General features: G+C 59.2%; 23 protein-coding genes, 1 tRNA gene and 1 pseudogene. 10 read left to right on the top strand and 15 right to left on the bottom strand.

The genetic code is table 11. From position 1 onward, the window contains the following. Positions 1-257 precede the first annotated feature (257 nt). Positions 258-437, top strand: coding sequence for a hypothetical protein (locus M0D69_RS02750; RefSeq protein ID WP_301780552.1), 180 nt, complete (start codon positions 258-260; stop codon positions 435-437). A 300-nt stretch (positions 438-737) separates the two neighbouring features. After that, positions 738-2,108, top strand: a complete 1,371-nt coding sequence (locus tag M0D69_RS02745; RefSeq protein ID WP_301780536.1) for a chloride channel protein — start codon at positions 738-740, stop codon at positions 2,106-2,108. Positions 2,109-2,303: 195 nt separating this feature from the next. On the opposite strand, the gene M0D69_RS02740 is transcribed toward M0D69_RS02745, so the two are convergent. From M0D69_RS02740 to map, 6 genes are all read right to left on the bottom strand, one after another. After that, on the bottom strand, positions 2,304-2,609 hold the full coding sequence (locus M0D69_RS02740) for a YXWGXW repeat-containing protein (protein ID WP_301780535.1): 306 nt from the start codon (positions 2,607-2,609) through the stop codon (positions 2,304-2,306). Between the two features lie 244 nt (positions 2,610-2,853). Beyond that, positions 2,854-3,108, bottom strand: a complete 255-nt coding sequence (gene minE / locus M0D69_RS02735) for a cell division topological specificity factor MinE (RefSeq protein WP_301780534.1) — start codon at positions 3,106-3,108, stop codon at positions 2,854-2,856. Between the two features lie 9 nt (positions 3,109-3,117). Beyond that, positions 3,118-3,933, bottom strand: a complete 816-nt coding sequence (minD, locus tag M0D69_RS02730; RefSeq protein ID WP_301780533.1) for a septum site-determining protein MinD — start codon at positions 3,931-3,933, stop codon at positions 3,118-3,120. 87 nt (positions 3,934-4,020) lie between these two features. Further along, positions 4,021-4,776, bottom strand: coding sequence for a septum site-determining protein MinC (minC, locus tag M0D69_RS02725; protein ID WP_301780532.1), 756 nt, complete (start codon positions 4,774-4,776; stop codon positions 4,021-4,023). Positions 4,777-4,978: 202 nt separating this feature from the next. Beyond that, a complete protein-coding gene (locus tag M0D69_RS02720) occupies positions 4,979-5,500 on the bottom strand; it encodes a GNAT family N-acetyltransferase (protein WP_301780531.1) in 522 nt (173 codons plus the stop codon). A 158-nt stretch (positions 5,501-5,658) separates the two neighbouring features. Then, entirely contained in the window at positions 5,659-6,441 is a 783-nt protein-coding gene (gene map, locus M0D69_RS02715) for a type I methionyl aminopeptidase (RefSeq protein WP_301780530.1), read from the bottom strand. 366 nt (positions 6,442-6,807) lie between these two features. On the opposite strand from map, the gene M0D69_RS02710 reads away from it, so the two are divergent. Next, the gene (locus M0D69_RS02710) at positions 6,808-7,044 is read left to right on the top strand and encodes a hypothetical protein (protein ID WP_301780529.1); all 237 of its coding nucleotides are present in this window, start codon (positions 6,808-6,810) and stop codon (positions 7,042-7,044) included. Positions 7,045-7,668: 624 nt separating this feature from the next. On the opposite strand, the gene M0D69_RS02705 is transcribed toward M0D69_RS02710, so the two are convergent. Next, complete coding sequence (locus tag M0D69_RS02705) at positions 7,669-8,019, bottom strand: helix-turn-helix domain-containing protein (protein ID WP_122170661.1); 351 nt, start codon at positions 8,017-8,019, stop codon at positions 7,669-7,671. A 145-nt stretch (positions 8,020-8,164) separates the two neighbouring features. On the opposite strand from M0D69_RS02705, the gene M0D69_RS02700 reads away from it, so the two are divergent. Both M0D69_RS02700 and M0D69_RS02695 read left to right on the top strand, forming a co-directional pair. Then, on the top strand, positions 8,165-8,557 hold the full coding sequence (locus M0D69_RS02700) for a hypothetical protein (protein ID WP_301780528.1): 393 nt from the start codon (positions 8,165-8,167) through the stop codon (positions 8,555-8,557). 93 nt (positions 8,558-8,650) lie between these two features. Beyond that, entirely contained in the window at positions 8,651-9,112 is a 462-nt protein-coding gene (locus M0D69_RS02695; protein ID WP_301780527.1) for a hypothetical protein, read from the top strand. Here M0D69_RS02695 and M0D69_RS02690 read toward each other — a convergent pair. The 3 genes and pseudogenes from M0D69_RS02690 to M0D69_RS02680 form a co-directional block, all read right to left on the bottom strand. Further along, positions 9,072-9,917, bottom strand: a pseudogene (locus tag M0D69_RS02690) (type VI secretion system baseplate subunit TssF). The gene M0D69_RS02695 and the pseudogene M0D69_RS02690 sit on opposite strands and share 41 nt — an antisense overlap. Before the next feature lie 50 nt (positions 9,918-9,967). Next, on the bottom strand, positions 9,968-10,747 hold the full coding sequence (locus tag M0D69_RS02685; protein WP_301780526.1) for a hypothetical protein: 780 nt from the start codon (positions 10,745-10,747) through the stop codon (positions 9,968-9,970). Positions 10,748-11,007: 260 nt separating this feature from the next. Then, a complete protein-coding gene (locus tag M0D69_RS02680) occupies positions 11,008-11,400 on the bottom strand; it encodes a hypothetical protein (RefSeq protein ID WP_301780525.1) in 393 nt (130 codons plus the stop codon). Positions 11,401-11,618: 218 nt separating this feature from the next. Between M0D69_RS02680 and M0D69_RS02675 the strand changes: the two genes are divergently transcribed. The 4 genes from M0D69_RS02675 to M0D69_RS02660 all read left to right on the top strand — a co-directional run bounded on the left by M0D69_RS02675 (position 11,619) and on the right by M0D69_RS02660 (position 13,270). Continuing rightward, positions 11,619-11,924 (top strand): type II toxin-antitoxin system RelE/ParE family toxin, encoded by a 306-nt coding sequence (locus M0D69_RS02675; RefSeq protein WP_301780524.1) that lies wholly within the window; start codon positions 11,619-11,621, stop codon positions 11,922-11,924. Next, on the top strand, positions 11,921-12,214 hold the full coding sequence (locus tag M0D69_RS02670) for an addiction module antidote protein (protein ID WP_301780523.1): 294 nt from the start codon (positions 11,921-11,923) through the stop codon (positions 12,212-12,214). Before M0D69_RS02675 ends, M0D69_RS02670 begins: the two co-directional genes overlap by 4 nt. 25 nt (positions 12,215-12,239) lie before the next feature. Then, positions 12,240-12,590 carry a hypothetical protein gene (locus tag M0D69_RS02665; protein WP_301780522.1) on the top strand — a complete coding sequence of 117 codons (351 nt, stop codon included), beginning with the start codon at positions 12,240-12,242 and terminating at the stop codon, positions 12,588-12,590. Between the two features lie 452 nt (positions 12,591-13,042). Further along, entirely contained in the window at positions 13,043-13,270 is a 228-nt protein-coding gene (locus tag M0D69_RS02660; protein WP_301780521.1) for a hypothetical protein, read from the top strand. Positions 13,271-13,291: 21 nt separating this feature from the next. On the opposite strand, the gene M0D69_RS02655 is transcribed toward M0D69_RS02660, so the two are convergent. The 3 genes from M0D69_RS02655 to M0D69_RS02645 form a co-directional block, all read right to left on the bottom strand. Beyond that, positions 13,292-13,381 (bottom strand) — tRNA-Ser (locus tag M0D69_RS02655). A gap of 141 nt (positions 13,382-13,522) precedes the next feature. After that, on the bottom strand, positions 13,523-14,821 hold the full coding sequence (gene serS, locus M0D69_RS02650) for a serine--tRNA ligase (protein WP_301780520.1): 1,299 nt from the start codon (positions 14,819-14,821) through the stop codon (positions 13,523-13,525). Between the two features lie 178 nt (positions 14,822-14,999). Next, positions 15,000-16,313: a replication-associated recombination protein A gene (locus M0D69_RS02645; RefSeq protein WP_301780519.1), complete on the bottom strand. Its 1,314-nt coding sequence runs from the start codon at positions 16,311-16,313 to the stop codon at positions 15,000-15,002. Between the two features lie 227 nt (positions 16,314-16,540). On the opposite strand from M0D69_RS02645, the gene cytX reads away from it, so the two are divergent. Further along, positions 16,541-17,881, top strand: a complete 1,341-nt coding sequence (cytX, locus tag M0D69_RS02640) for a putative hydroxymethylpyrimidine transporter CytX (RefSeq protein WP_301780518.1) — start codon at positions 16,541-16,543, stop codon at positions 17,879-17,881. Positions 17,882-17,935: 54 nt separating this feature from the next. Here the strand turns inward: cytX and lolA are convergent, their stop codons facing one another. Together lolA and M0D69_RS02630 are read right to left on the bottom strand one after the other, a co-directional pair. Continuing rightward, on the bottom strand, positions 17,936-18,598 hold the full coding sequence (gene lolA, locus M0D69_RS02635) for an outer membrane lipoprotein chaperone LolA (protein WP_301780517.1): 663 nt from the start codon (positions 18,596-18,598) through the stop codon (positions 17,936-17,938). A gap of 70 nt (positions 18,599-18,668) precedes the next feature. Continuing rightward, positions 18,669-20,981, bottom strand: coding sequence for a DNA translocase FtsK (locus M0D69_RS02630; protein ID WP_301780516.1), 2,313 nt, complete (start codon positions 20,979-20,981; stop codon positions 18,669-18,671). Positions 20,982-21,278: the final 297 nt, after the last annotated feature.

Here is a 21,278-nt window from a genome sequence, read left to right as displayed (position 1 = left end):
CAACCCGAGCTCGCGGTATTCTGCAAGCTCCGCCCTTCAGGGCGGGGTAGTTGACCGATGCAGCTCCGTGGATAAAGCTAAAGCGTGCCATGTTCGGGAAAACACCAGATCGGGTTAGTACTAGCAGCGTCTGGAAAATTCCCGTCAGATCATTCAATAATCGTAACAACAACGCCATTGCCGATTTTTGTGCAACTTGCGTACCGAAACGTCCTGTCTATACTCAACAAACAGCGAACAATCGTGAGGCGAGCGTCATGCGCATTCATCTTCAAAGTGCCGATGTCGTTGCCATAATCGCCATTGCGATATTCACCGCGCTCATGCTGGCCGTGCGTTTCCGGACAACGAGCTGGCGCGGGATCGTGGTCCAGGCATTGATTGCAAATGCCGGCGCCATTGCCGCCGTAGTCGCTTTCGAAGTAATGACAAACTGATCTTCAGTAAGCGCTCCACGTCACAACTAATCACAGTAGTCGATAAAACTTTCATTCTCCCTGGAGCATCGTTGAAACGTTTGCGCGTCATTCAAAACGCTGAATAAAATATTACTTATTCATTACGTTCTTCTCTCCACTCTCGCCACCCCGACGAGAGTGTTTTTGGGGCGCCGGCTCAATAGCCGCGCCCCGCTTTCTTTTTCGACGCGTGTTAATACGCTCCTGATCAGATCGATTATTAAGTCGAATCGGTATAATCACGCCTTTGCCGACAGCCGGTCGCATGGCTCACTGCACATGATTCGCGCGCTACGTTCTCTTCCCCGATTTACGCTTCGACGTGCCCGCAGCGTTTGGCATCGCTACGGTATTTTCTGGGTTGGAGCAATCGCAGTCGGGCTGGTCGCGGTGTTGTACGCGAAGCTCATCGACTGGGGCTATAACGCATTTCGCTCGGTTCAGCACGAGCACATCTGGTTGCCGCTGATCCTGACGCCGGCTGTCGCCGCGTTATCCGTCTGGCTCACGCGAACGTTCTTTCGCGGCTCGGAAGGCAGCGGTATTCCACAAGTCATCGCCGTATTGCACAGTCCGCCGGGACTTGGCGCGCGGCTGCTGTCGCCGGGCATTCTGATCGCCAAGATGGGCATCTCGTTTCTCGCGATCCTGGGCGGTTTCACCATCGGCCGCGAAGGTCCGACCGTGCAGGTCGGCGCAGCGCTGATGTACAACCTGCGGCGCCTGTTCCCGCGCTCGAACGCCCGTATCGAACGGCAACTCGTGCTGGCTGGCGCTGCGGCGGGGTTATCGGCGGCGTTCAACACGCCGCTTGCCGGCATTGTGTTTGCGATCGAAGAACTAACGCGCAGTTTCGAAGCGCGCACAAGCGGCGTGTTGATCACCGGCATCATCCTCGCGGGGATCGTCGCGCTCGGGCTGAACGGCAACTACACCTATTTCGGCACGATAGAAATCGGCGCGCATTTCCCCAATCTGCTTGCCGTTGCGGTGGTGCTCACGGCCGTCGTAACGGGCATCGCAGGCGGCCTGTTTTGCTGGTTGCTGCTCAATACGTCCAGATGGATTCCGGCGCGATTGCGTGAGATGCATGCATCACGGCCGGTCGTGTTCGCCATGCTCTGCGGTCTGATCATCGCCGTGGTCGGCCTTGTGTCGGGCGGCACCACCTTTGGCAGCGGCTACGCCGAGGCGCGCGGCCTGCTCGAAGGACATGAGCAACTCTCGCTGTTTTATCCGCTGCTCAAGATGGTTTCGATGATCGGCTCGTATCTGCCCGGCATTCCGGGCGGGATCTTCGCGCCGTCGCTATCGATTGGCGCCGGCTTCGGCAATGTGCTGCACATGGTCTTCAGCCACATGGAGCTGCCGATGCTGATCGCGCTCGGCATGGTCGGTTATCTCGCGGCCGTCACGCAGTCGCCGATCATGTCGTTTGTGATCGTGATGGAAATGATCAACGGCCACGCGCTGGTGATTTCGCTCATGGCGACGGCGCTGATTGCGAGCCGGGTGTCGCGCTTCTTCGCGCCGCCGCTTTATGAGGCACTGGCCGAGCGCTATCTGACACCGCTACCCGTGCCCGTGCCCAGGGCATCGCCGGAAGTGCCCGAGACGCCCGTTGAGGACGAAGTGCCGGTGGCCAAATAGGACCTTAATAGACGTAGACGCGCGGCGCCGGCCGATAAGCATACGGATGCGCCGGCACGACAATGCAGCCAGCGAGCAACGTCGCGAGCAAGCCGAGGATTAAAAGTTTGGTTTTCATGTGGAACTCCGCAACGGGTTCGTCGGATTCGGGCAGCGCTCAACAGGCCGCCCGTGAAGCTGGCGACGTATCAGAGGTCAGGCCCAGTGTCCGGGCATCCAGCGCCATGCCCCGCTACGCGCAATCCAGTGCCCCGGCACCCAGTGATACCCCACGCGCTCGACTTCCCAATGCCCCGGATTCCACACGTATTGGCCATGCTCCCAGCGCCAGTGGCCGTGATCCCACACATAACCGACGCGCGCCGGCGGAGCGGATTCCACGCGCACGGGCGGCGGCGCATTGGGCGCCACGATGATGACCTCAGCCGACGCACTTCCTGCGACAGCCGCGACGCCGGCCACAACAATGGCTGCATGGGTGATTAACAGACGAATTTTCATGATCGGCCTCTTGAGTTGGTCGCCCCGTATCGGCGATACACACTCAATGCGCGAGGACACGGAATAGCCGACCGCGCCCGTGTAACGGCGATGGCTAAACTGCAACGGAATATTGATGTAATCCGGTTATGCGACTTGAAGGTGCACGGCCCGGATAGTGAAAAGGCCGGAATCGAATGATTCCGGCCTTTGGATGCTGCGCGCCAAGGAAATATTTCAGCGCTGGTTCAAACCGTCATCCATCTCAAACCGATGGAATTTCGATCTTCACTTCGAGTACTTCGAAATCGTCCTGACGTTCCAGGCTCACCCGGATATCGTCGCTTGAAATCTTCACGTACTTGGAAATCACGGCAACGAGTTCTCGTTGCAACGCCGGCAGATAATCGGCGGGCGCATGACCGCCCGCTCGCTCGTGCGCGATGATCAACTGCAAGCGTTCCTTCGCGACCGAAGCGGACTTCTTTTTCTCGCCCAGCAAAAACGAAAGAATCGACATTGCGTCCCCTTACTTGTTGCCGAAGATGCGTTGCAACAGACCTGGCTTCTGATAGTCGATGAAGCGCAGGGACTTTTCTTCGCCAAGAAAGCGCGAAACGATGTCCTTGTAGGCTTCAGCCACGTCAGTGCCATCGAGGTGCACAGCCGGCAGACCCTGATTGGATGCATGCAGCACGGCTTCCGACTCAGGAATCACGCCGATCAGTTCGATCCGCAGGATCTCTTGAATGTCGGTGAGCGAGAGCATCTCGCCTTCGCTCACGCGCTTCGGGTTATAGCGCGTGATCAGCAGATGCTCCTTGATCGGCTCTTTGCCTTCAATTGCGCGCTTGGTCTTCGACGAGAGAATCCCGAGAATGCGGTCCGAATCGCGTACGGACGACACTTCCGGATTCGTCACGATCAGCGCTTCGTCGGCGAAATGCATGGCCAGCAACGCGCCCGACTCGATCCCCGCCGGCGAATCGCAGACGATGTACTCGAAGTCCATCGCGATCAGGTCGTTGATGACCTTCTCGACGCCATCGTGCGTGAGCGCGTCTTTATCGCGCGTCTGCGAGGCCGGCAGGATGAACAGGTTCTCGCACTTCTTGTCCTTGATCAGCGCCTGGTTGAGGTTGGCTTCGCCCTGGATCACGTTGATGAGGTCGTACACCACGCGGCGTTCGCAGCCCATGATGAGATCGAGATTGCGCAGGCCGACATCGAAGTCGATCACGGCCGTTTTATGCCCGCGCAACGCGAGGGCCGATGCGAAGCTCGCGCTGGTGGTCGTCTTGCCGACGCCGCCCTTGCCCGAAGTCACCACAATGATTTTTGCCATTCCTGTACCTTGTGTTCGTCAATTAAGTCCGCTGGCCTTCTGTCCGAGAGCGCGCCGTCCCCATCAAGCGCACCTGGCTGATGCCTCTCAGGTCAGCCTCAGCGGTTCGATCATCAGTTTTTCTTCGTCGAGCCAGATCTGCACCGACTTGCCCAGCACATCGGGGCCAAGCGGTGTTTCCATCGTCCTGTAGATGCCGGCGATAGAGATCAGTTCCGGCTCCAGACACGTGCAGAAAATGCGCGCATCGAGATTGCCGTGCACACCCGCGAGCGCGCGGCCGCGCAACGGCGCATAGATATGAATGTTGCCTTCCGCGATCACTTCCGCGCCGTAGCTCACCAGTCCCAGCACAACGAGATCGCCCTTCGCATAGACCTGCTGGCCCGAACGCAATGGCCGGTCGATGATGGTCGTCTTCGGCACGGGCGCGCTGGGCGCAGGCGTTTGCGCCACGGCCGCTTCGATCACCGCCGCCGCCTCGGTATTCTCAATGCCCGCATCCACCGACGGCTTCGGCGCACCGCGCCGGTCGCGTGCTTCGAGCAACGGCAGCGCGCCTTCGGACGCCCATGCCTGTTCCCCCGATGCCACCACGCCGATCGGGCGCATACGCACGCTGTCGAGCAACGCCGCGAGCTCGCTGATCGATATGCGCTCGTCGGCGCTCAGACGGCGCACGTCGATGGCGACCGTATCGTTCGCGAAAAACTCGGGAGTCGCTTCGAAGCGCCGCGTGAGTTCCGTGCGCAGCGCGTCGAGGTCGGTAGTCTTGACGACAAACAGGAGCGTGTCGACAGAGCCGCTGCGCAATTCGAAAAAGGGCGTTTTTTTGAGCGACATAGGTAAAGCCAAAAATTTTGCGTATTTTACAGGCGTGAGGCAAGCAAACGGAATATTTCAGATTGACGCCCAAATGCGGGCGGCGCGACGGCAGCACGATAGAAGAGGCAGAGAAGACGACGAGGGAAATCAGAGACAAGCAAAACGCGGCGCGAAGAATGCTGCGAGTCTGTGGTTCAAAGTCGAGTGTCAGGTTGAGTGCTCAGGTCACATGATCACTCACGCGACGCACGAGCAGGGTTTCGTATTCCTCGGGATGCGCCGGAATACGGCGTCGTTCGCCGGTCGGACCAAAACCCAGGCGCTCGTAGAAACGCATCGCGTTGCGGTTTTCGTCGGTCACCCAGGCGAAGACATCTTGCACGCGCCGTTCCGCGAGCCATTGCGTGGCGGCATTAACGAGCAATTCGCCGCCTCGCAGATGCCGCACTGCCGGCGCGACCCACAACGCGTAGACGAAGGCACGCGGGTCCGGCGCTTCATCGATAAACGCACCCACGAGACCCGCCGGATGACCTTCGGTGTACAGGATAAACGACGCAGTGGCGGAAGAATTCGCATGGCGATCGGCCGTTTCGTCGAAGCTTGCGACATCGGCGGACAAGGCCTCCTCCAGCGTCTCACCGAACGCGTACGGCGCCTCGCGCAATGACGCCGTGCGAAGCTCGCGCAGGACTGCGCCTTGATGCGCGGCGATCCTGCGAACAGTTAGTGAAGGACTCATGCGGGTGTTTTTCTCTCAAGCTTTCACAAGCTTCTTAAGCTTTTCTAAGCCAGCTTAGTCGTTTTAGTAGCTTCAACCGAACAGGCGAACGAGTCAAATCATTATTTCAGGCGATGCGCGATACGCCCTTGCCATGGGCCTTCCAGCGCGTCACCACCTCACGGCGCTTCGTATTCGCCCGTGCCATCGGGCCATGGAGTGAGCAGTTCGAAGCCAGCGTCGGTCACCGCGACCATGTGTTCCCATTGCGCCGACAGCGACCGGTCTTTTGTCGTCACGGTCCAGCCATCACGCGATTGCTGCGTTGCAGCGCGCCCCGCGTTGATCATGGGTTCGATGGTGAAAACCAGCCCCGGCTTCAAACGCAATCCCGCGCCCGGTTGCCCGTAGTGCAGCACTTGCGGATCCTCGTGATACACGCGGCCAATGCCGTGCCCGCAATACTCGCGCACGATCGAATACCCTTCGCGATTCCCAACGGTCTGGATCGCATAGCCGACGTCGCCCAGCGTCGCGCCCGGACGCACCGCACGAATGCCGGCGAGCATCGCTTCATACGTCGTGTCGCATAGCCGTTTTGCCTCGCGGCTCGGCGTGCCGGCGTAGTACATGCGGCTCGTATCGCCGAAATAACCGTCCTTGATGATCGCGACGTCGATGTTGACGATGTCCCCGTCCTTCAACGCCCGACCGCCGGGAATGCCGTGACAGACCACGTGATTCACCGACGTGCAAATGGTCTTCGTAAAACCCATGTAGCCCACGTTCGCGGGAATCGCCTTCAGTTCATCGACAATGAAGCGATTGCAGATCGTGTCCAGCTCTTCCGTGGTGACGCCCGGTTGCACATGCTCGCCGATCATCGCGAGGACTTCTGCGGCCAAGCGCCCGGAAATGCGCAGTTTTTCGATGTCGGCAGGCGACTTGAGTGTGATGGCCATGGAGCGTTGGTGTGTCGGCGCGCGGGTTCGATGGTTCGCCGGCGCATTAATTCAAGATGCCGGCGATGATAGCATCGCGCGCTTTTCCCCTCTTTTTTCGATGGCTTGTCCGATTACCTTGCAGCCGGGCAAGGTCATGCTTTAGGCTTGATTCAGTTTGCTTCCGCGGGCTGTTTAGGCCCCTGATTTACGGCCTTTTCCGTTGCCTTTTCCGTTTTATCGCTGCCTCGTTTTTACTGACGCCCATTGCTTATGCCCTCACGCCGAGTTGTCCCGTTTGCGTCGCTGCTTGCATCTCTATTCACCCTTGCTGCGTGCAGTTCCTCTAGCGTCCCCGAACTTCGTGCATCAAGTCCGGTGATCTACGTGTCGTCGCACCGCCAGCTCGGCGACGTCCTCAATTGTCTCGAAGACAAACTGCCTTCGGTATCCGCGTCGAAGCTGGGTAGCGCCTCGGAACTGCTCGTCGGACCGAACGCGTGGCTAGTGACGCTCACGCCATCGCAAGACGGGTCGACGGTGAAGGTACAAAAATCTTCGGGCGATTACGGCGGACTGTCCGAGCCGGAAATGCGTTTCGATATCGCGCGCTGTACCACTTGAATTTAACTGACCGTCGCCACTGGATTACGAAACGAAACGAAACGAAACGAAACGAAAGATTAAATTGCGGGACGTACGAGACCAATCGAAGGGATCCTAATTATCTTTTTGGCATTATTATTTATGGGCTCTCGTTTCACAACCGCCTAAAGCGAGGGACGTTACGATGTTTTGTCGTAGCTTCGCAACAGTTATTAATAAGCACGTATGTGGAATTAATTCAATTAATGCAATGAACTAGTGATTTGAAACAGAAATTGATATGGCGTGGGACCGACCGATGTGCTTGAACGAAGCACGGCAAGGTGCGGGGTACCGATCGCGAGAGGCGTACCCGACAGAACCACAAACCGGTTGGGAGACTGCTGGGATGCGGCCTTCCCGGGATTCCCCATAGTGTTTGTTGGTTCGGTTCTTGTCGCCGTCGGCGCCCGACTAAGCCAGAGCCAGCCATCAAGGCAAAGCGTGACAATTAGCACGAACGAGAATAATCGACACGTCAGAGACACGAAAGCGAAAACACTATGGCATGTTGGACAGTCAGATTGAAAGGCAAACTATTGTTAAGCCGGCCCTCATTGCGTGTGGCCCATCACCTGACATCATCCCTAGTGCGGATGATTGTCACTGCTCGTCATTGTTTTCTTTCCGCCGCGGCGGCGTAACGATTGCGTCTACGAGCGCCAAAACCCCCCTCTTCTCCCTCGGCTTCAGATCCCGATACCCGGCAAGTAGTCGCTGCTCGTCTATTAACAAGGCAAGTGTGGAAGGTTGAGCTGGCTGCCCCGTGAGCAGGTATTGCACGTCGACTCCCCCAGTCGCAATTGCGATCAGATAGTCGGAATTAGGTCGCCGCGAGCCTTTCTCATAGTGCAATTGCGCCTGCGTTTGAACGCCGCCGAGGGCAGCGAACTCGGTTTGGCTCATGCGTAGCCGGCGCCGCTCCTGCTTCAGGCGCAGTGAAAAACTATCCATTTGGTCTAAATTATTTGACATCTACTCGAATGGGTATATTCTGCGTGTATGTCTACTAGAATCGCGATGGTACCGCACCCGATGTCGGTATTGGCACGGTCGTGCCTACCGAAAGTGGCGGTGCGCATCCTTCCAGGAGGTTCTCATGCATGGAAAGTACGAAATCTGCGGCGCCATGCCCGTGCGCTCCGAGTTCCGGCATGCGGACGCCGTGCGCCTCGCTGAGCGACTCGCCAACCCTGCTCACGTCTACTTTGCGACCGACGCGGTCACGCATACTCTTCTCCTTCAAGTGAGTGGGCGGCTATCCGAGACCGAACAGTCGGAGACCGAGGACACGCTCAGTCAGTTTGCGCAGAAGTGGGCGCGTGCCGGTGCGGTCTTCAGCAGGAACCTGTATGGCGATCCGTCCTTCTTGCCGATCGGGCTTGAACGTCATGTCGAACTGCTCACCGAACTGGACGATCTGGACCAGCAGGTCCGTGCGATGCGTGCGCGACAGGCGTGGATTCTGGCGCGACTGGAAAGGCCGGCGTGATTGCATTCACCTGCGGGATCACTGGCAGCGTGCCCGGCGCCGGAGCATGATGCCGCATCGTCACCTGCGGCGCGGAGGTAGCGGAGAAATCTCATGGAGAAGGGAGACTATGTCCTGTCCGGCGCGCTGGCCGTACAGGACGATCTGGACGCGGAACAGATAGACCGTGTGTCCCGCCATCTCGGCGGCATCGCCACGGTCTACCTGGCGCACGACACCGTCGCACACTCGGTCGCGATCCGTATTTCGGGCACCATGTCGCCCGACGACACGCGCATCGTCGAGAAGCGTATCGAGAAATTCGCGGAGGAGTATTGCAGCGCTGGAGCAATCCTTCTGAGTGAATGGAATGGCCTCTCCACATGGCTAGTCGTCGGGATGAACTGGCAGGTCCAGTGCCTGCTGAAATTCGCGGCCGTCGAAGAGCAGTTCGCCCGCCTGGCACAGAAGGACATCGATTTTCTGGTGCGGCTTGAGCCGAGCGACAGCGCTCAGGGCCGGAGCGGAAATCTCGTCACATCGTTCTCGGTGGCTGTCGAAGAGCCATTCCGGTAACTACACCATCGCGCGACCGTCGAACGGCGGGAAAGGCAAAAAACTCCGTTAGCATGCGAAAAGCCGAGGGGGTGTCCGATGCGCCGCCGACAAGAGCATCCTGATCCTCGAAGCCGACGGCCCTGAACGGGATGTCCGTGAGAGCCTTCCATCGACCGCTGGTATCCGCCTCGACAAACGCGGCGACTGTGCGCAACAACAGAATATCGGTCTATGCCGATACGAAGGTCTGCTGTCCAGTGAGGTGTATCCGCACCGGACGGTCATCTTTGGTCGAGCCAAACGCTTCAGCTTCTGTTGCCGGTTCGAACGAAATCGAAACCAATCCGTTAGTGTTCGATGGAAGCTGGGCGCTCACCGGTGCGATAGCCGTCGCAGAGTACCAGGCCTCGGTCAAACGCAGAGGCAACACGGTCACATCGTAGATAGTACGAAACCGGCACTCACCGACGCGTGCTTCTAGTGCCGCTCCACGCGCTATCGTCACAGCGTCGGTCAATTGACTTGCATGGGAATCCGCTGCGACCTGCGCGACCGAGCACGATGGAATCGCCCGCAGATATTACGGGTACAGCATTTCCAGCAGTGCCTCGGTGAAATCAGGGAACTCATCCTCAATCCGCGCGCCGATACGAGCATCCAACAGGGCCGAGGATTCGAGCATTCGCTCAACATGCGGGTCCTCGGAGTTGTCGCCGACCATGGCGAGCCGGGCAGCAATTTTGGGATTCCGCTCAGCGAACGTGCGCGCGTATTGTCGGAGCAACGTTAGCTCGCGCTCGTAGAAAGGCAGTAGTTCTTCCATTCCGATCGTCGTTGTACTTCATTTCGCTTGCGGATTTTCCTGTCGGCGTACTACTGGGCCGGAGGCACCACTTGCCGCAGCCTGGGATTGATGAGCCGGGCGACGCCCAACTTCGCACGCTCATGTTGCAATGCCTCGACATCGTCGAACACAAATCGGGTCCGCTGTCGTTTCTCGACGCGCCTCACTTCGTGGACGCTCACGAAATACATCATCACGAAGGGCAGCACCGCGAAGGGCGACACCAGAATCGCGGCCTCAACGGTGCATTGAAAAAGCGCTTTCCCCTGGGCACCAAACACAGCGCCGACGACTGTCATGACGACCACGCCTGCCGCCGCACCAAGCGACGCAAGCAGCGATGGCGATTTGCTTTTTTCCGCCCGGGAGCCTCCGCGCGCACGAATGAACCGCACCACCCTCACCCCTTCGATAGCAAGCGTGGGGCTCCGCAGCGAGTCCCGGAAGTCGCTCCAGTTCCGCCCCCGTTCCCAGAAGAAAAAAATGAAATACGCCGTGATCAACGTGGCGAAATATCCGCCTGTCAAGATGAGCATCGCTCGCGGCGCAAGGCCAAGCGTGTCTGCAAGCAGTGCGCACACGGTTGCCGCGAAGAGGCAAAAATTGAGCGGCATAAGGATGCTCATGCCCTGATGATAGGCCGTGTACCCGGTCGCAAAAAAAGCCGCAAACACGGCATACACGAGCGCTGCGCCGAGCATCACAGGCAGCGCCCAGATCAGAACCGGAAAACTCGCCACCGCCAGCGCGCCGAACAACACGTTGAACACAAACATGCCGAGCGGCAGCTTGATAATATTTTTTTCCATGCACCCAGCCTACCAGTGATGCGAACCGGCGAATCGATCCCAGGTGTCGCCGATGCTTTTGCCGTAATAGTGATTCACGGCGACCTGCACGATCAGACCGACGCCAAATCCGACTGCAATCACAGCCAGAACCGGTACCTCGAACGGCAACGCGACAACGACTGCCGGTGGCAGCCATCGTAGTTGACGCTATCCAACATCCACATCCGTCGCATTTAGACTAATCAGATAGAAGTCAGCGAAGCGGCGCTGCTTCGGATTCAGTCCATTGGCAACATCGTCGACGACTTCGCTCGCATCCTTGGCAGATGCTGGCGGCTCGCCAGATCGACGGGAAGGGGACTCGCTTGGGTGCAGCCCTTTCGGGGCGCGTCGCGGCGACTGGCTGAGGCGCGTCGCCGGCAGCACCAGTGACTTGGGTCATTCTTCTGCCAGTTGTTCCGCTTCGCATAAGTCGCGCATGCGCCCTTCGACGGAACAGGAACACCAAGCCGCTCGCCGATGATCTTGACCGCGGTGGCGTAACTCATCGACGCATCGGCTTCCCACTCGTCCCTGGTCGCCTTCCACAGTTGGGGAGAGCAGCGGACGCCCTTGCCATCGCCTTGGCCGCTCGGATCGTCGTTGTTTGGGGCGGAATCGTAGGTGCTCATGCGAACATGTTCGCGTATCGATGAACATGTTCACTGAGACTTTTTCCGTCAGTGAACATGTACCCCTATGATGCGCGCCTTATCTGGCAATCGTTTCGGCGACTTTCCGATTTCCTGCCGAACATGTTCAATCACTTAAAATCACTTGCGATTCAGTATCCTGTGGGATACAATCGTTCTAACGGTTGAGCAAACAACGAAGCAAACGATACGAGCCGATGAACACGATCAACAGCACTGAAGTCTTTGACGAATGGGTTGACGGCCTTGCGGACCGGAAGGCGCGTGCGTTGATCTACATTCGGATCAAGCGAGCAGAGCTGGGCAACTTCGGCGATTCGAAACCGGTTCAGGATGGCGTGCTGGAAATGCGTATCGACTTCGGTCCGGGCTATCGGGTGTATTACGCTCGCGAAGCCCGTGTCGTCTATCTGTTGCTGTGTGGCGGTGACAAGTCCGCGCAGAAGGTGGATATCAAACGGGCAGTTGCAATGTGGACAACGATCAAGAAGGAACGACCATGAGCAAGATCAAGATCTCCCGCTTCGATGTAGCGGAACACCTGGACAGCGAGGAAATGATTGCCGAATACATCAATGCGGCGCTCGAAGAGGGCGACGTCGATGTGTTGATGGCGGCGATCAGTGACGTGGCGAAGGCGCGTGGTATTAGTAAAGTAGCCGCTGATGCTGGAGTTGGGCGCGAAAGCCTGTACAAGACGCTCGCGGGCGGCACGAAACCTAAGGCAGAAACGGTGTTCAAGCTATTGGCGGCATTGGGGGTCAAGCTACAGGCTACGCCTGCGCACGCGTGAAGCCAAACGGGAGTGCACAATAAATTTGAATGAGTTTGTCAAAGAAGTCCTTACAGAAATCGTTGCTGGAGTTCGTGGTGCGCAGGATGCCGAAGGGGGTGCCTTTATCGTCCCAAGCGGTGACGGTGGCCACAAATATGCAGATCACGATCGTTTTTCATCGAGCGCGCGGATCAAATCAACGGTGGTTGACTTTGACATAGCGCTGACCGTCGAAGAGTCCGGCAAGACGGTGGGTGGTGGCCAGATCAAGGTGCGGGGTATTGGGGCCCGGGTAAAGGGCGAGCGATCTTCAAAGGACGCGACCGTCAGTCGTGCAATTTGCCATTCCGATTCTGTTACCCGAGAGTCAAGAAGAGTGGCACAAAGCGCTTAAGAAGTAGCAAGGCCGATTCCATGCTAGGCGCGCCAGATCGCCGCCGTTTTTTATGCTGCTGATGGCGCGCTCTCAACCGTTGTCGGGCGACGGCGCTGCACCTGCGCTGTCACGAGCGATATGGAGCAGCCCTTGGGCTATGACGACGTTCGCGTTGCTCGCCACGTTAATTGCGCCATTCTTCAGCATCACGAGTTGAGCGTGAGCATGAAAGTCGATGGGAATTCTGCGCGTTTTGAGCAATTTACGCGATGGACGTGTAGCCGCGAACCTCATCACGGTTGCTCAAATCTGTTGACGGCAATGAATCCGGTGTTCGATGCTTCGATCGTCTCATCCTCACGGAGTATTTGATGATCAGCGAAATCGTTGACCTCCTTCCGGTTAAAGCGGTTTTGGCAAGCTCACTTTAACCCCGTCGCCCGTCAGGGCGGCGGCAGGAGGCCCGCTAGATGATTTTCAACAGATGGTTCGGTACGTTTCTGTTGAGCATCGACGCCGACCTTGCCGCGCGAGCAAGAGCGAAAAAGGCTGCGCGCACTGCGGCGAAGTATGGGCACCTCAACCCGACCCGGTTCGACCAGTGGGTCTCAAACTCGGCAGTGGGCGCAGTTTGGCCGCAGGGTGCACCGGATATTCAGGGCACAGACGACAAAAAAGCCGCGGGCGGCGGCTTCTAAGTCTTGCTGCATATGGGTTTTTGGCGGAAAGGGTGAGATTCGAACTCACGGTACCCCTAAAGGTACACTGGATTTCGAGTCCAGCGCATTCGACCACTCTGCCACCTTTCCATTTACTGCAACCGCTTTACTGCTTGTTACTGCTCTTTGCGGCCCCCGTTGAGCGGGTCGGTGCTCAGCGAAGAGAAAGATTATAGACGACTCGGAATCGATTTCCAACCCCTTTTCGTGAGCCAGTTACAACACACAGGCTCAATCCGGTTTCGGCACTTCCAGCTTTTCGACCCCACGCAAATACGGCCGCAATGCTGCAGGCACCGTCACCGATCCATCGGCGTTCTGGAAGTTCTCGAGCACGGCAACGAGTGTGCGTCCGACCGCCAGTCCCGAGCCGTTCAGCGTATGGACAAATTCGGGCTTGCCCTGCGCATTCCGGAACCGCGCCTGCATCCGGCGCGCCTGGAACGCCTCCGTGTTCGAACAGCTCGAAATCTCGCGATACGTGTTCTGCGCCGGCAGCCAGACTTCCAGGTCGAATGTCTTCGATGCCGAAAAACCCATGTCGCCGGTGCACAGCGTAATCACGCGATACGGCAGTTCGAGTTTTTGCAGGATCGCTTCGGCGTGGCCGACCATTTCGTCGAGCGTGTCGTACGATTTTTCCGGCGATACGACCTGCACCATTTCCACTTTATCGAACTGATGCTGGCGAATCAGACCCCGTGTATCGCGGCCATACGAGCCCGCTTCGGAGCGAAAGCACGGTGAATGCGCGGTGAGCTTCACCGGCAGCGCGGCGGCGTCGAGAATGCTTTCGCGCACCGTATTCGTCAGCGAAATTTCGGACGTGGAAATCAGATATTGGGTGACCGTGTTTTCCTCGCCGCCCTTCTCCACGCGAAACATGTCGTCCGCGAATTTGGGCAACTGGCCCGTGCCGACCAGAATCTCCGGATTCACGATATACGGCGTGTACGCCTCGGTGTAGCCGTGCTGCTCGGTATGGATGTCGATCATGAACTGCGCAAGCGCCCGATGCAGCCGCGCGATCTGACCGCGCAGCAGCGTGAAACGCGCGCCCGAGAGCTTCGCGCCAGTCTCGAAGTCGAGGCCGAGCGGCGCGCCTACATCGACGTGATCCTTCACTTCGAAATCAAACGAACGCGGCGTGCCCCAGCGGCGAACCTCCACGTTTTCCGTCTCGTCACGGCCGACCGGTACGCTTTCATGCGGCAGGTTCGGTACGCCAAGCATCAGGTCGGAGAGGCGCTTCTGGATGTCCTCGAGTTGCGCCGACGACGCTTTCATCGTGTCGCCAATACCGCCCACTTCCGCCATCACCGCTGACGTGTCCTCGCCACGGCCTTTCATGGCGCCGATCTGCTTCGACAACGTGTTGCGACGCATCTGCAGCTCTTCGGTGCGCGTCTGGATCTCGCGACGTTCGGTTTCCAGTGCCGCAAACGCGGCGACGTCGAGGGTATAGCCGCGTTGGGCCAGGCGCTTGGCAACAGCGTCGGGGTCTTTGCGCAGAAGTTGAATGTCGAGCATGGCAGGGCCGGTTCTTAGTGGGTGCGAATCCGCGATTTTAGCTCAGCACCGACGGGTTATTGGCGCAGGTCGGCCGCGTTAGCCGTTCGGCCTGGCAACGAGGTTGTTTTCGGCACCAACCAGGTCTTCAGGATCTTTCGCGAAACGGGCTACTTTTCGACTCATCCCCGTGACACGGTTACTTCTTCTCGCCCTTGTTTTCGCGCCGCCATTGCGCGTCCATCTCGGCGAGCCGCGCCATCTTCTCGCCGATCTTGCCCTCGAGCCCACGCGGCGTCGGCTCGTACCAATGCGGGTCGCGCATGCCGTCCGGCAAATACGTTTCCCCGGCCGCGTACGCGTCGGGTTCATCGTGGGCGTAACGGTATTCATGCCCGTAACCCAACTCCTTCATCAGCTTCGTCGGCGCGTTGCGCAAATGCACCGGCACGCCGCGTGATTGATCCTTGCTCACAAACCGCCGCGCTTCGTTATAGGCCGTGTAGCCGGCATTCGATTTCGGCGCGACCGCCAGATAAATCAGCGCCTGCGCCAACGCCAGCTCACCTTCTGGCGTACCCAACCGCTCATAGGTTTCAGCGGCATCGAGCGCAATCCGGCCAGCACGAGGATCCGCGAGACCAATGTCTTCCCAAGCCATGCGCACGATGCGCCGCGCCAGATAACGCGGATCCGCGCCGCCATCCAGCATTCGGCAAAACCAGTAAAGCGTCGCGTCCGGATTACTGCCGCGCACCGATTTATGCAGCGCGCTGATCTGATCGTAAAACGCGTCGCCGCCTTTATCGAAACGACGCAGATTCTCTGCAAGCGCACTGCCCAGCAACGCCCCGTCGATGTTCGTCGACTTCTGCTGCGCCGCCGCCCGCGCAACGATCTCGAGATTGTTGAGTAGCTTGCGGCCGTCGCCGTCGGCGGAACCGATCAGCGCGTCACGAGCTTCATCGGTGAACGTAAGGCCACCCAGTTCGCCCTGCGCGCGGTCGAGCAACTCGGTGAGCTCGCTCGCGTCGAGGCTTTTCAGCACATAAACGGCCGCCCGCGACAGCAACGCGCTGTTCACTTCGAACGATGGATTCTCGGTCGTCGCACCCACAAACACGAACAAGCCCGACTCCACGTGCGGCAAGAACGCGTCTTGCTGGCTCTTGTTGAAACGATGCACTTCATCGACGAACACCAGCGTCTGATGCCCGTTCGCCCGATGAATCTGCGCCAGTTCAACCGCCTCGCGAATGTCCTTCACGCCCGATAACACCGCCGAGAGCGAGATGAACTCAGCATGAAACGCCACCGCCATCAGCCGCGCGAGCGTGGTCTTGCCGACGCCGGGCGGCCCCCAGAGGATCATGGAATGCGCTTCGCCGGACTCGAACGCGACGCGCAGCGGCTTGCTCGCGCCGAGAAGGTGTTTCTGGCCGATGACCTCGTCGATAGTGCGAGGACGCAGACGCTCGGCAAGCGGAACATTGGCACGGTTTTCTTCGAACATGGCGCTCTGAAAGGTTTCCAAATAAGTCTGGATAGTGCAGTTTGAGCAAAGACAGCGATAATCGTGCGCTTTTCGAGACGGACGCCGCCGCTGCTTCAAAATAGGCGTTTCGCCTCGATAATCGGGAATCGTGAATCGAGCCGCAACGGGTGATTATGACAGCCGCGGCGCGCTCACAGAAACGCGCATGAACCGGGCCAAGCCCTACAAATAAGGACGAAACGCGAATGGGACAAGAGAACACTACGGCCACGACCGGCGAAACCGGCGCATCGACCTACGCGCCGCTTTTGCCGGTTCCCGACGCGCGCCGCGCGTTTGGCACGTCGGACGCCTTTGCCTTGTGGTTTTCGCTCGGCATCGGCTTGCTGGTGGCGCAGGCCGGCGCGCTGCTCGTGCCGGGCATGTCGCTGCCGCATGCGCTCGCGGCCATTGTGATCGGCACGGTGATCGGCGTGATCTTGCTGGCGCTCGCGGGCGTAGTGGGAACGGACACGGGGCTCGCCGCCATGTCGTCGCTGCGCCCCACATTGGGGCTGCGCGGCGCATCCGTGCCTGCTGTGCTCAACGCAGTACAACTGGTCGGCTGGGGTTCGTTCGAAATCATCGTGATGCGCGATTCCGCCGATGCCCTCGCAAAACAATCGTTCGGCCTCTCGATGCCGCTCATCTGGACGCTGATCTTCGGCGTGCTGGCGACAGCGCTGGCAATCACCGGACCGTTGTCGTTCGTCCGGCGCTTCTTGCGCACGTGGGGCATTTGGCTACTGCTCGGCGGCGCAGGCTGGCTGACGTGGAACTTGCTGTCGAAGCAGGATTTTGGCGCCCTGATGAATCGCCCCGGCACCGGTGAGATGCCGTTCGGCGCGGGTATCGACCTGGTGGTCGCCATGCCGCTCTCGTGGCTGCCGCTGATCGCCGATTACACGCGCTTTGGGCGCAGCGCGGGCGGCACGTTCCGCGGCACGCTGTTCGGCTATGGCATCGCGAATATCTGGTTCTATGCGCTCGGCGCGTTCTACGGCCTGGCGGCGGGTGGCGGCGATGCGCTTCTGACCGTCGCGCTGGCCCAGGCGGCAGGCGGGATTGCGCTGCTGCTCATTCTCATCGATGAGATCGACAACGCCTTCGCCGATATCCATTCAGCCGCCGTATCCACCGGTACGTTCTGGGCAAAAGCAAGCGTGCCGTTGCTGTCGGCGGCATTCGGCGCGTTGTGCACGCTGATCGCGTTGCTCGTGCAGATGGGCAAGTACCAGAACTTCCTGCTGCTGATCGGCTCGGTGTTCGCGCCGCTGTTTGGCGTGGTGCTCGCGGATCACTTTATCGTGAGAAAACGCCGTGTTGAAATTGCCGCGCTCACCGATCCGCACGGACCGTATGGGTTCTCGGGCGGTTGGCACATAAGCGGGTTTATTGCGTGGGCGTTGGGAATCGCCGTGTATCACGCGATCAATCAGTGGCTGCCGAACCTCGGCGCAACGCTGCCGGCCCTTTTGGTGGGTGCGGTGGCTTATCTGGCGTTGGTGGCGGGTCGGCGGGAGGAAAGCCGGCCGTCGGCGGCTTGAGGAATGCTTTATTTGCGCGAGGCGGCAACCGTCTCGCGCGTCAGGCAAACGGTATCAACCGTTGATCACATCCGCGCCCTTCGGCACGACGAACTTGAACTGATCGGCTTTCAGCGGCGGATTCTTCTCGATATTCGAGAACGTCAGCAGCGTCACATTACCGAACACGTCATGCAATTCCATCGCTTCGAGATTGCCGTTCTTGAAGCCGATGCCGACCTGCTGAAATTGCGTGTCCTGCGCTTTCGGTGTCAGTTCCAGCCAGTCGATGCCATCCTTCACGCCCGCGTCGCGCGACGTGAAATTCTTGTCGAGGTCGTTGCTGCCGAAGAGAATCGCGGCCGGACTCGCGCCCAGTGCGTTGCCCAACGGCCGGATAGTGACTTGATTCAGGTCCTTGTCGTAGACGTAAAGTTTGTCGCCGTCGGCCTGCAACACTTGCGCGTAGGGTTTCTCGTACGACCAGATGAACTTGCCGGGCCGCGCGAACGTGAACGTGCCGCTCGACGTACCGCTGATCCTTGAGGCCACGCCCTGCGTGGCCGACGCTGCCTTGCTCGGCGCCTTCACCTCACGCTGGACGAAGGTGCCGTGCGCCGAGTGCACTTGCGCGATGAACGTCTTCAGCTGCTCGGTGCCGCTCGCGAAAGCCTGCGAGGCCAGCAACATCGCAGCGCCGAAAACGACGGCTTTGACCGTGCGGTTACTCGAGCTCAAAGCTGACTTCAAAACTGCCCCCAAAGCCGATCTCAAAACTGACTGCATATAAAAAACTCTCCAGAAAACCTTATTCAGCTTCACGTGCCGGCGTGAGGATTTCGCGATTGCCGTTCGAGGACATCGCGGAAACGAGCCCCGAATTTTCCATTTGTTCGAGCAGTCGCGCTGCCCGGTTATAACCGATCCGCAGATGCCGCTGCACAAGCGAGATCGACGCACGGCGGTTCTTGATCACGATTTCCACCGCCTGGTCGTAGAGCGGATCAGCCTCGCCTTCTGCGCCGCCCGCACCCGCGCCACCCGGCGCACCGTCTTCACCGTCGCCGAGCACACCACCTTCAAGAATGCCTTCAATGTAATTCGGCTCGCCCTGCTCCTTCAGTTTGTTCACCACCCGATGCACTTCTTCGTCCGACACAAACGCGCCATGCACGCGCACGGGCAAGCCGGAGCCGGGCGGCAGATAAAGCATGTCACCCATGCCGAGCAGTGATTCGGCGCCTTGCTGATCGAGAATGGTCCGCGAATCGATCTTCGACGACACCTGGAACGCCATGCGCGTGGGCACGTTGGCCTTGATCAAACCGGTGATCACATCCACCGACGGCCGCTGCGTGGCCAGAATCAAGTGGATCCCGGCGGCGCGCGCCTTCTGTGCAATCCGCGCGATCAGCTCTTCCACCTTCTTGCCGACTACCATCATCAGGTCGGCGAGTTCGTCGATCACGACCACGATGGTCGGCAAGCGGTTCAGCGGTTCCGGTTCATCCGGCGTCAGGCTGAACGGATTAGGAATCTTCTCGTCGCGCTTGGTGGCTTCGTCGATCTTGTTGTTGAAACCAGCGAGGTTACGCACGCCCATCTTGCTCATCAGCTTGTAGCGGCGTTCCATCTCGGCCACCGCCCAGTTGAGCGCATGCCCAGCCTGGCGCATGTCGGTGACGACCGGACAAAGCAGATGCGGAATGCCCTCGTAGACGCTCATTTCGAGCATCTTCGGGTCGATGAGGATCATGCGCACTTCGTCGGCGGTGGCTTTGTACAGCAGCGACAAGATCATCGCGTTGATACCCACCGACTTGCCCGAACCCGTAGTGCCGGCCACCAGCAAGTGCGGCATCTTCGCGAGATCGGCGCATACGGGCTTCCCGCCAATATCCTTGCCCAGGCCCATGGTCAAAGGCGACGCGGCATCGGCATAAACCTGCGAACCGAGAATCTCGGACAAACGCACGGTCTGGCGGCGCTGGTTCGGCAACTCGAGCGCCATGAAATTCTTGCCAGGAATGGTCTCGACCACGCGAATGGAGACGAGCGACAGCGAGCGCGCCAGATCCTTCGCCAGCCCGACGATCTGCGAGCCCTTGACGCCGGTTGCCGGCTCGATTTCGTAGCGCGTCACAACCGGTCCCGGATAGGCGGCAACCACATTCACCTCCACACCGAAGTCCTTGAGCTTTTTCTCGATCAGCCGGGACGTGTATTCGAGCGTGTCGGCGGAAATGGTTTCCTTCACTTCCGGCGCAGCGTCGAGCAGCGCCAGCGGCGGCAGCGTGGAATCGCCGGGAAGATCGGTGAAAAGCGGCACCTGCTTTTCCTTCTCCACGCGCGCCGACTTGGCGGGTGCGACCGGCGGCACGATCATCACCGGTTCCTGCTCCTCTATCTTCACGCGCCCGCGCACGACCTTGCCTTCTCGCTTTTCAGCCGCGGCTTCACCCAGCTTGCGATCGCGGCCCGCCTCGCGGCGCATTCTCGCGCCGGTGATGGTGGCCACGATGGCATCGCCGGTTTTTTCGCAGACGGACAGCCAGGAGAAGTTGAAATACAGCGACAGACCGATCGCCAGCGCGACCAGCAGGAACAGCGTCGCGCCGGTGAAACCCAGCGCGTGGGAGACGCCGTGCGCAATGGTCTCGCCGATCACACCACCCGGTGCACGCGGCACCTGCACCTTGAGCGACCACATCCGCAACGCTTCAATACCGTCGCTCGCGGCCAGCACCAACACGAATGCGAAGGCCTCGGCAAGCCACGTGCGATCCTTCGACAGCGTCTCGTCAGCCGCTTCGTGATTGGTGATGCGCCGATAATTCGCGATGATCCGCCGCACCAGCAGCACAACCCACCAATAAGCCGACAGCCCGAACAAAAGCAGCAGGATGTCTGCTGTCCACGCGCCCACGCGGCCCGCCCAGTTGGCGATCTGGTCGACTTGCGCGGCGTGGGTCCAGCTTGGGTCGTGGCGGCTGTAGCTCACCAGCGCCATCAGCAGGAACACGCAGAGCGCGACCTGCAAGATCCATCGAATCTCGGTGAAAAGGCGCGACATGCGGTGCGGCAATGCCTGCGCGCTTGCAGAATAGGTAGCTTTTGCCATTGATCCGTAAGGCTTTTTGACCCGCTGCACAGGGTGCACCGGGTCGACAGAGTTAATGACGCATTGTAAACGCTGCGTTGCGATGATCGAGTAAAAATGGTCTGCGGTTTCACCCTGTAACACCCGTGTTACACGCCGCGAGCCTTATGCGTGCTATGGCCGCCATTGAAAGGATCACTCGGCGGGCCTTCTTCACGGCCTTTATAATGGCAAATTCGCACCTAACTACAGGTCATCGGCAGCAGTGCGCGGCACGCGGTTCGCCGCCCAAAGCGACTTTCCCCTGTCCGCGCGCTC

The sequence above is a fragment of the Caballeronia sp. SEWSISQ10-4 2 genome, assembly GCF_030464885.1.
Taxonomy (GTDB): domain Bacteria; phylum Pseudomonadota; class Gammaproteobacteria; order Burkholderiales; family Burkholderiaceae; genus Caballeronia.
Note: the sequence above shows the minus strand (reverse complement) of the source record. Positions and strands in the feature narration are given on the sequence as shown.

What these genes read in the sequence shown, in the direction of transcription:
- M0D69_RS02750 (WP_301780552.1), top strand. Translation starts at nt 258, where the DNA reads ATGCGCATTCATCTTCAAAGTGCCGATGTCGTTGCCATAATCGCCATT.
- M0D69_RS02745 (WP_301780536.1), top strand. Translation starts at nt 738, where the DNA reads ATGATTCGCGCGCTACGTTCTCTTCCCCGATTTACGCTTCGACGTGCC.
- M0D69_RS02740 (WP_301780535.1), bottom strand. Translation starts at nt 2,609, where the DNA reads ATGAAAATTCGTCTGTTAATCACCCATGCAGCCATTGTTGTGGCCGGC.
- minE (WP_301780534.1), bottom strand. Translation starts at nt 3,108, where the DNA reads ATGTCGATTCTTTCGTTTTTGCTGGGCGAGAAAAAGAAGTCCGCTTCG.
- minD (WP_301780533.1), bottom strand. Translation starts at nt 3,933, where the DNA reads ATGGCAAAAATCATTGTGGTGACTTCGGGCAAGGGCGGCGTCGGCAAG.
- minC (WP_301780532.1), bottom strand. Translation starts at nt 4,776, where the DNA reads ATGTCGCTCAAAAAAACGCCCTTTTTCGAATTGCGCAGCGGCTCTGTC.
- M0D69_RS02720 (WP_301780531.1), bottom strand. Translation starts at nt 5,500, where the DNA reads ATGAGTCCTTCACTAACTGTTCGCAGGATCGCCGCGCATCAAGGCGCA.
- map (WP_301780530.1), bottom strand. Translation starts at nt 6,441, where the DNA reads ATGGCCATCACACTCAAGTCGCCTGCCGACATCGAAAAACTGCGCATT.
- M0D69_RS02705 (WP_122170661.1), bottom strand. Translation starts at nt 8,019, where the DNA reads ATGGATAGTTTTTCACTGCGCCTGAAGCAGGAGCGGCGCCGGCTACGC.
- M0D69_RS02700 (WP_301780528.1), top strand. Translation starts at nt 8,165, where the DNA reads ATGCATGGAAAGTACGAAATCTGCGGCGCCATGCCCGTGCGCTCCGAG.
- M0D69_RS02695 (WP_301780527.1), top strand. Translation starts at nt 8,651, where the DNA reads ATGGAGAAGGGAGACTATGTCCTGTCCGGCGCGCTGGCCGTACAGGAC.
- M0D69_RS02685 (WP_301780526.1), bottom strand. Translation starts at nt 10,747, where the DNA reads ATGGAAAAAAATATTATCAAGCTGCCGCTCGGCATGTTTGTGTTCAAC.
- M0D69_RS02680 (WP_301780525.1), bottom strand. Translation starts at nt 11,400, where the DNA reads ATGAGCACCTACGATTCCGCCCCAAACAACGACGATCCGAGCGGCCAA.
- M0D69_RS02675 (WP_301780524.1), top strand. Translation starts at nt 11,619, where the DNA reads ATGAACACGATCAACAGCACTGAAGTCTTTGACGAATGGGTTGACGGC.
- M0D69_RS02670 (WP_301780523.1), top strand. Translation starts at nt 11,921, where the DNA reads ATGAGCAAGATCAAGATCTCCCGCTTCGATGTAGCGGAACACCTGGAC.
- M0D69_RS02660 (WP_301780521.1), top strand. Translation starts at nt 13,043, where the DNA reads ATGATTTTCAACAGATGGTTCGGTACGTTTCTGTTGAGCATCGACGCC.
- serS (WP_301780520.1), bottom strand. Translation starts at nt 14,821, where the DNA reads ATGCTCGACATTCAACTTCTGCGCAAAGACCCCGACGCTGTTGCCAAG.
- M0D69_RS02645 (WP_301780519.1), bottom strand. Translation starts at nt 16,313, where the DNA reads ATGTTCGAAGAAAACCGTGCCAATGTTCCGCTTGCCGAGCGTCTGCGT.
- cytX (WP_301780518.1), top strand. Translation starts at nt 16,541, where the DNA reads ATGGGACAAGAGAACACTACGGCCACGACCGGCGAAACCGGCGCATCG.
- M0D69_RS02630 (WP_301780516.1), bottom strand. Translation starts at nt 20,981, where the DNA reads ATGGCAAAAGCTACCTATTCTGCAAGCGCGCAGGCATTGCCGCACCGC.